This window comes from Nonomuraea glycinis, from assembly GCF_014646515.1.
Taxonomy (GTDB): Bacteria; Actinomycetota; Actinomycetes; order Streptosporangiales; family Streptosporangiaceae; genus Nonomuraea; species Nonomuraea glycinis.
Genome location: NZ_BMNK01000016.1, coordinates 118,928 through 126,219, shown reverse-complemented (window position 1 = coordinate 126,219; position 7,292 = coordinate 118,928). Strand labels below are relative to the sequence as shown.

Annotated in this window: 6 protein-coding genes; 3 read left to right on the top strand and 3 right to left on the bottom strand. The window is 70.1% G+C overall.

Going from position 1 to position 7,292, the window contains the following annotated elements; all coding sequences use genetic code 11:
- Positions 1-22: 22 nt before the first annotated feature.
- A complete protein-coding gene (locus IEY87_RS34680; protein ID WP_189143053.1) occupies positions 23-1,522 on the bottom strand; it encodes a M28 family peptidase in 1,500 nt (499 codons plus the stop codon).
- A gap of 566 nt (positions 1,523-2,088) precedes the next feature.
- Positions 2,089-3,162, bottom strand: coding sequence for a GlxA family transcriptional regulator (locus IEY87_RS34675; protein WP_225277922.1), 1,074 nt, complete (start codon positions 3,160-3,162; stop codon positions 2,089-2,091).
- A gap of 139 nt (positions 3,163-3,301) precedes the next feature.
- On the opposite strand from IEY87_RS34675, the gene IEY87_RS34670 reads away from it, so the two are divergent.
- The 3 genes from IEY87_RS34670 (at position 3,302) to IEY87_RS34660 (ending at position 6,085) form a co-directional block, all read left to right on the top strand.
- Positions 3,302-4,231: an NADP-dependent oxidoreductase gene (locus IEY87_RS34670; RefSeq protein WP_189143173.1), complete on the top strand. Its 930-nt coding sequence runs from the start codon at positions 3,302-3,304 to the stop codon at positions 4,229-4,231.
- Between the two features lie 439 nt (positions 4,232-4,670).
- Positions 4,671-5,801: a serine hydrolase domain-containing protein gene (locus IEY87_RS34665; RefSeq protein WP_189143052.1), complete on the top strand. Its 1,131-nt coding sequence runs from the start codon at positions 4,671-4,673 to the stop codon at positions 5,799-5,801.
- A complete protein-coding gene (locus tag IEY87_RS34660) occupies positions 5,798-6,085 on the top strand; it encodes a hypothetical protein (protein WP_225277921.1) in 288 nt (95 codons plus the stop codon). Before IEY87_RS34665 ends, IEY87_RS34660 begins: the two co-directional genes overlap by 4 nt.
- Before the next feature lie 191 nt (positions 6,086-6,276).
- Here the strand turns inward: IEY87_RS34660 and IEY87_RS46240 are convergent, their stop codons facing one another.
- Entirely contained in the window at positions 6,277-6,534 is a 258-nt protein-coding gene (locus tag IEY87_RS46240; RefSeq protein ID WP_225277920.1) for a tyrosine-type recombinase/integrase, read from the bottom strand.
- Between the last annotated feature and the right edge of the window lie 758 nt (positions 6,535-7,292).

The following is a 7,292-nucleotide window of genomic DNA, read 5'->3' as shown; positions in this document are numbered from 1 at the left end:
CCCCCCCCCCCCCCGCCGCCGGTTACTGGAGGATCTTCACGTCGTCGACGCCCGCCTCCACCAGGCTCGCAGCCGAGGCGTCGGCGGCTTCGACCAGCACCCGCACGCTCTGCCCCGCGAAGGCGGACACGTCGACGGTCGTCGCCGCCCAGGCGCCGTCACGGTTCGTGGCGGCGCCGAGCTGCTGGAAGACGGTGCTCGTCGAACTGCCGACCACCCTGACCCGCAGGTAGTCGGCGCTGGAGGAGTTGCTGCCGTGCGCGAGGTACCAGGAGAACGACAGCTTCGGCGCCCCGGCCGGCAACGTGATCGGCGGCGACTGGATGGACGTCACGCCGCCGTCGACGTCGTGGGCGCCGGCCGATGATCCGGCCAGCCGTCCGGTGACCAGGTCGTTGACGCCGTTGACCGTGGTGCCGAGCTGCTTGGCGCCGCTGGAGGTGGTGGCCTCCGGGTCGCCCCGCTCCCACAGGCCGCTCGTGGCCGTACCGGCCACCGGCGTCCAGCCCCGATCGGTCTCGAAGTCGTCCGACCAGACCACGACGGGCGGCGTGGCGGTGCCGATCGTCCAGACGGCGTACGCCACCGCGTCGGCGTTGCGGTCGAGCGCCGCGTCGCTGATGTTGGCCGTGGTGTCGCACGCGCGGTGGTAGCACGGGTCGAATGCCTGCCCCGCCGTGCCTCCCCACAGCTGCGCCTGGGCGCTGGACTTGATGCCCTCGGCGCCGGTGAAGGTGCCACCCGCCGGGATGCCGCGGGAGATGAACGGGCCGTAGTCGGAGCGGCCGTCGAAGTCGGTGCCGCGCGTGGGCACGCCGATGGAGGTGAAGTAGTCCTGCAGAACCTTCTCCAGCTCGGCCGATCCGGCGGGTCCCGGACCGGAGCCCACCCCGTCGGAGTTGTCGCCGTCGTAGAGGAAGTAGCCGGCGTTGGGCGAGCCGACCATGTCGAAGTTGAGATACCCCTTGATCTTCGCCCGTTCGGTCGCGGACAGGTTGGTGACGTAGTGCTGCGAGCCGCGCAGCCCCAGCTCCTCGGCGCCCCACCAGGCGAAGCGCAGGTGCTTGGCGGGCTGGAGAGCCTGCCGGGACACTTCCAGCGCGGTCTCCAGGATCGCGGCGCTGCCGGAGCCGTTGTCGTTGATCCCGGGCCCGGCGGTCACGCTGTCGAGGTGAGCGCCGATCATGAGGATGTCGTCGGGGTCGCCGCCCGGCCAGTCGGCGATCAGGTTGTAGCCGGTGGCGCCGTTGTAGGTGAATGACTGCAGGGTCGTGCTGAACCCGGCGGCGTCCAGGCGGCCCTTGACGTAGTTGGCGGAAGCGAGGTAGCCGGGCCGGCCGTGGGCGCGGTTGCCGCCGTTGGCGGTCGCGATGGACTGGAGCTGGGTCAGGTGGGCCTTGACGTTGGCCAGTGGGATGTCGGGCGCGGCGAGCGCCGTCGCGGCCTGGGCCGGCGCGCCGATGAGGGCGCTGGCTAAGGCCAGGGTCACGGTGGTGATGACGGCGAGCAGTCGTGATCTCATGCCATTCCTCTGGGGTTGTGAGGAGCAGGGTGAGAGCGTGCGGCAGGTGCAGGATGCCGCGTTAGGTGCCTCCATCGGGATCTGACGGGACAGGAACAATCCCCCGGGATGGTGCTGTAAGGAACGTAATGTCACAAAGGGATGTCGCCTAGACCCGATTCCGCACCGTCACCGCGAATCGCCACGAAACCATCAGCGTCAGATTGCCACGAAGTGTCAGTAAGCCGCTCAGCGCGTTGTCGGTTCACGAGGTTCATCACTGACCTCCTCAGGCGGCTGCGGTGGCCTGGAAGGCGGTCACGGAGGCCGACCGCGCTCCCGAAGCCGCCCACGCCCTGGCGAAGATGCTCATCGGGCCGGTGATGTCCAGGCGCCTCATCGACCGCCGGCCCATCACGGACGCCTACCTCGAAAGCGTGGTCACCGGCTGGCTTGCGGCCACATCCCGCCCCGCTCACCTCCGGCGCTCTCCCTCATGACGCGGACGCCCGTCCTCCCCGGCACGCGGTACGAACCCGATACCCGCAGTGCGGCAGCCTTCGTCTCAGCGCCCAGATCCTGATGCTTTACCTGACGTGGCCCGCGGCCGGATCCGAGACGCGGAAGGTGCGCCGGTACGCCGATGGGGCGACCCCCGTCTCCGCTGCCAGGTGCCGCCGCAGCGAGGTGGCGGTGGCGAAGCCGACCTCATGGGCGACCCGGTCCACCGGCAGGTCGCTGGACTCCAACAGGTGCCGCGCCCGCCTCAGCCGCTGCTGAGTCAGCCAGCGGCCGGGGCTCAGACCGGTCTCTTGCCGGAAGCGCCGGGCGAAGGTGCGGGTGCTCATCGCCGCGTGCGCGGCCAACTCCTCCAGCGACAGCGGCAGTTCCAGCCGCTGCAGGGCCCAGTCGCGGGTCGGTCCTGTGCCGGTCCCGCTCACCGGCGGCAGCGGCCGCTCGATGTACTGCGCCTGCCCGCCTTCCCGGTAGGGCGGCACGACGCAGCGGCGGGCGACCTGGTTGGCGACCTCGCTGCCGTGGTCCTGGCGCACCAGGTGCAGGCAGATGTCGACACCGCTCGCCGCCCCCGCGGAGGTCAGTACGTCACCGTGGTCGACGAAGAGCACGCCGGCATCCAGCTCGACCCGGGGGAACAGTTCCTGAAAGATGTCGGTGAGCTCCCAGTGGGTGGTGGCTCGGCGTCCGTCCAGGAGACCGGCGGCGGCCAGCAGGAAAGCGCCGGTGCAGATGGACACCAGGCGGGTGCCGGGGCGGACACGGGACAGGGCGGTCAGGGCCTGCGGGTCCGGGGCGGCGGCCGAGGCCGGCGAGATCCCGTACGGAGGGATGATCACGGTGTCCGCCTCGGCCAGCACCTCGGGACCGTGCCCGGGGGTGACGGTCAGGTCCGCGTCGGTACGTACGGGTCGCCCGTCCACGCTCGCGGACAGCACCTCGTAGCGGCCATCGGCGGATCCCAGGACCCGGTGCGGGATGCCGAGTTCGAAGGGGTAGACGCCCTCGAGGGCGAGGACGACGACCTTGTGCGCGCCGGGCCGCGGGGCGGGGTCCAGTTCGGCCGCGCGATCAGCGAGGTCACGGTCCCGGGCGGACACGGGGAGAGCGCGGGGAACGCGGTGGGCGGCAGGGTCGATGGACATGGCAAGAATGTATCGGAGGCTGACCTTCTTGCCATCGCCCCGGGCTGGACCGTAGGGCCAGGATCGAGGCATGACTCCGACGGACACCCTTGACGATCTCAGCTCCCCGGGCCCTGCTGCCCCGCACAGCGCCCCTGTGATGCTCGCCCTGCACCAGACGGCCCTCGGCGGCCCTGAGGTGCTGCGGCTGACCGAGCTTCCGCGGCCCGCGCCCGGCCCCGGGGAGATCCTCGTCGCCGTGCACGCGGCCGGACTCAACCCCACGGACTTCAAGCACCGCGCCCTGAGTATCTTCCTGCCACCCCCGCCGCTGATCCTCGGTTGGGACGTCTCCGGCACCGTGGTGGAGACCGGCCTGGGCGTCACCCTCTTCCAGCCCGGTGACGAGGTGTTCGGCATGCTGCCATACCCGTATGGGGCCGGCTCCCACGCCGAGTACGTGACCGGTCCCACCCGCGCCTTCGTCGCCAAGCCCACCGGGATCGACCACATCCAGGCGGCCGCTCTGCCGCTGGCCGCGCTCACCGCCTGGCAGGCCCTCGTCGAGACCGCGGGCCTGCGGGCCGGGCAGCGGGTGCTGATCCACGCCGCAGCCGGCGGTGTCGGTCACCTCGCCGTACAGATCGCCAAGGAACGCCGGGCTCATGTCACCGGGACGGCGAGCGCCCCCAAGCATGCTTTCCTGCGCGAGCTCGGCGCGGATGCCTGCATCGACCACCGCTCCGAGGACTTCACCGACACCGAGGAGCGCTACGACGTCGTCCTCGACGCCCTCGGCGGGGAGACCGCCACCCGTTCCGTGGGCGTGCTCCGCCCCGGCGGCGTTCTCATCTCCCTGGTGCCGGGCGCCGAGGACACCCGAGCCGCGGCCGAGAAGGCACAGGTCCGCGCCGTCACCCTGATCGTTGAGCACGACCAGGCCGGGATGCGTGCCATCGCCGACCTCGTCGACGGGGGCAGGCTCCGCGCCCACGTCTCCGCCACCTTCCCCCTCGCCGAAGGCGCTCGGGCCCACGTTCTGGGGGAGACGGGCCGCACCACGGGCAAGCTGGTCATCACCGTGCGCTGAGGCGGATGGCTCCGGCCCAGGCGGTGGACGTGTCCGGCCTGCCAGTAGGAGTGGAACGGCGGACCGGGCTTGGTGTCACATCTGTTGACACTGTAGGTCTGACCAGGCCGGTCTTGCCCGATGGCGGATTCTGAGGGTGTCGAGGTGCTTGAGCGGTTTGGGCAGGAAGCGGCGGATGGCGGCATAGCGCTGCAGCAGTTCTTCGAGGACGCGGGCGAGGAGATCGTCGAGGGTCGCGGCGTTGAGGTGGTGAAGGTGCAGACATGTCCCTTGCCCTCCGCATCTTGGACGCGACCCCGTCCCGCCGTTCGCGGGGGGAGCGACACCACGGACCGGCGTGGCGGAGCTGCGCTTTTGGGGTTAACGCTGAAGAAACCTTGCTCTCGTTAGAACTTGTGGCTCGACACCTCGGTCTTCACGTTTGGAAGAGGCAGACTTCATGATTCTTCGTCGAACGACGTTCACTGGCGCAGCCTCACTGGCGTGCGCGGCGCTGGTCTTGAGCGCGGCGCCGCCCGCCACCGCCGCGACAGCTGCCGCCCCCGTCAAGGTCGGGGACGTGCAGCAGGCGATGGAAGCCTTGGTGGAAACGGGTCACGTGGTGGGCGCCATTGGCGAGGTGTACGTGGACGGCAAGCGGGTCGGAAAGGGATCGGCCGGGTCCCGCCTGCTCGACGGCAAGGGCGGCGCGATCCCATCGACAGCCCGTTACCGGATCGGGTCGCAGACCAAGACCATGACCGCAGCCGTGGCGCTGCAACTGGTCAAGGAAGGCAAGCTGAGCCTGGACGACAAACTCAGCGAGGTCCTGCCGGAGGTGGCGAAGAAGGACCTGGTGGAGCGAGCCGACAAGATCACCGTACGCCATCTGGTCCAGTTGACCTCGGGCATCCCCGACTACATCGGCCCGGACACCTCGAGCCCTACGCGTAACTACCGCCCGACCGACCTGCTGGCGGCCTCGCGCAAGAACGCACGCCGCGTGGAAGTCGGGACCTTCGACTACTCCAACACCAACTACATCCTGCTCGGCATGATCATCGAGAAATTTTCCGGCAGGTCACTGGCCGCCGAACTCAACCGGAGGCTCTTCGTCCCGCTCGGCATGCGCCACACCTACCTGCCCGCCAAGGCGAACGAGGGCATCAAGGGTCCGCACGGGCACGGCTACGCCCCGGACGAGACGGGCACGATGCGCGATGCCGACAAGATCAACGCCACCACCCTGCTCGGCGCCGGCGGTGTGATCTCCACCACGCGCGACGCGAGCACCTTCCAGCGCGCCTTCCGCCAGGGCAAGCTCCTGCCGGCGTCCCTGAGCAAGCTCGTCACCGACCCGCCGCCCGGCCAGACGCCGCCGCCCGCGGGCGGCCCGTGCGCCGGCAACCCCGAGTTCGCCGCAGGAGGCGGAGGTAGCGCCCCCGGCTTCACCGCCGCGACCCTTACCTCATCCGACGGCCGCGTGCAGTTCGCCGTGTCCCTGACCCTGGCCATGGACAACGACGAGCGCAGCACCGTGTCGAGGCGTATCACCAACGCCCTCAAATCGCTGTTCTGTCCCGCGACGTGATCGTTCCAGCCGCACATGGCAGACGTGATCGGATCACACCGAACGCGAAGCCATCCGCGAGTACCCTGGAAGGCCTCGACGCCGCCGCCCGCAAGGGCAACCACGGCGGCCGGCCCCCGGTCATCACCGACGACATGCCGCACACCGTGCTGCGCCGCAAGGCCGCCGGGGAACGCGTCGAAGACATCCGCAGGAATCTGATCATCCCGACCGGGAAACGCAAGGGCGATAACCCGTCCCTGGCCGGCATCTACCGGGCCATCGCCGAGCAGGAGAAGACCTAGGCCCACCCCGAAGCCGTCGAGGCGGCCCAGTCCTCCTGCACGGCGAAGACATCCCCGCCCTCGCCTGGCCCGCATCCGACGCCCGGGCCAGGCGCTGACAGCGCAGGAGACCGAACTTCGCCACCGCCTGCAGAGCCAACCTCATCCGAACGCGGAGCTGCGATAGCGCATACGAGCAGCCCCCGGCGCTGTCAGCTGAGCAAAGCCCGCACAAGTCGGCCTGTCGTTAAGGAAGCTGTCACCAAGTACACGCGCGAGCGTTGAGCCTGGTCAGTGGGTACGGCGGCGGGGGCCAGGACCTCGGTGACCTTGGCGATGGCTTCGGCTCCGGGTTTGACGTAGCGCATGGCGGTGCGGGGGTTCTTGTGCCGGGTCTTGCCCATGATGAGCTGCAGCGGTACTTCGGCTTCGCCGAGGTGGGTGGCGGCGCTGTGGCGCAGCTGGTGCAAGTCGAGCCCGGCGTACTTGTCGAGGAGGACGCGGGCGCGGTCGTAGCCGAGGCAGCAGATGGGCGGTGCCCGTCTCCCAGTACACCCACTCGGTGGCGCCGCCCTTGGAGCGGACGGGCGCGGCGGTGCTCCAGGTCGAGGTCCTCGACGTTCAGCGCCAGGATCTCCGCAGCTCTGGCCGCCGTTTCATAGAGCATGCGCCACAGCGCCCGCTCGCGCAGGGGGATGTCGCGGCGCGACAGCAGCCGGTGGATCGTCGTCTTGGCCACCGCGCGGTCTCGTCGGCGTTCTCCTTGCGGCGTTCGGCCTCAGCCGGGACCGACGGGGCGGCCCAGTGCTTCTTGGCTTGGCACCAGGCGAGCCAGGAGGCGACGGCGGCGCGGTTGCGGTTCCAGGTCGCCGGCGCGCTCGCCCCCCACAACTCGGCGAGCGCGAAGCCGATCTCGGCGTCGGAGACTTCAGCGAGCGGCCGAGCAGGGCGATGACGCGGTCGATGGCCGAGGCGTAGGCGCGGTGGGTGTTGGGGTTGGCGGTGCGCGGGGTGACCAGGTAGGCGTCGGCGGCCGCGGCGAGCGTGATGTGCCCGCCGCACAGGGCGGCGATCTTCGGCGCCGCGCTCATGCCGGCCACCGTACAGCGGCCGAAGTGATGTACCGGATAACGTGCCAGAGTCGCGCACCGCCCCGGCGAGACGTTCCCCTGGTCACCGCGCGTCCATGATCGCTTCTGTACGTGATGACAGGCCATTATCGCGTACA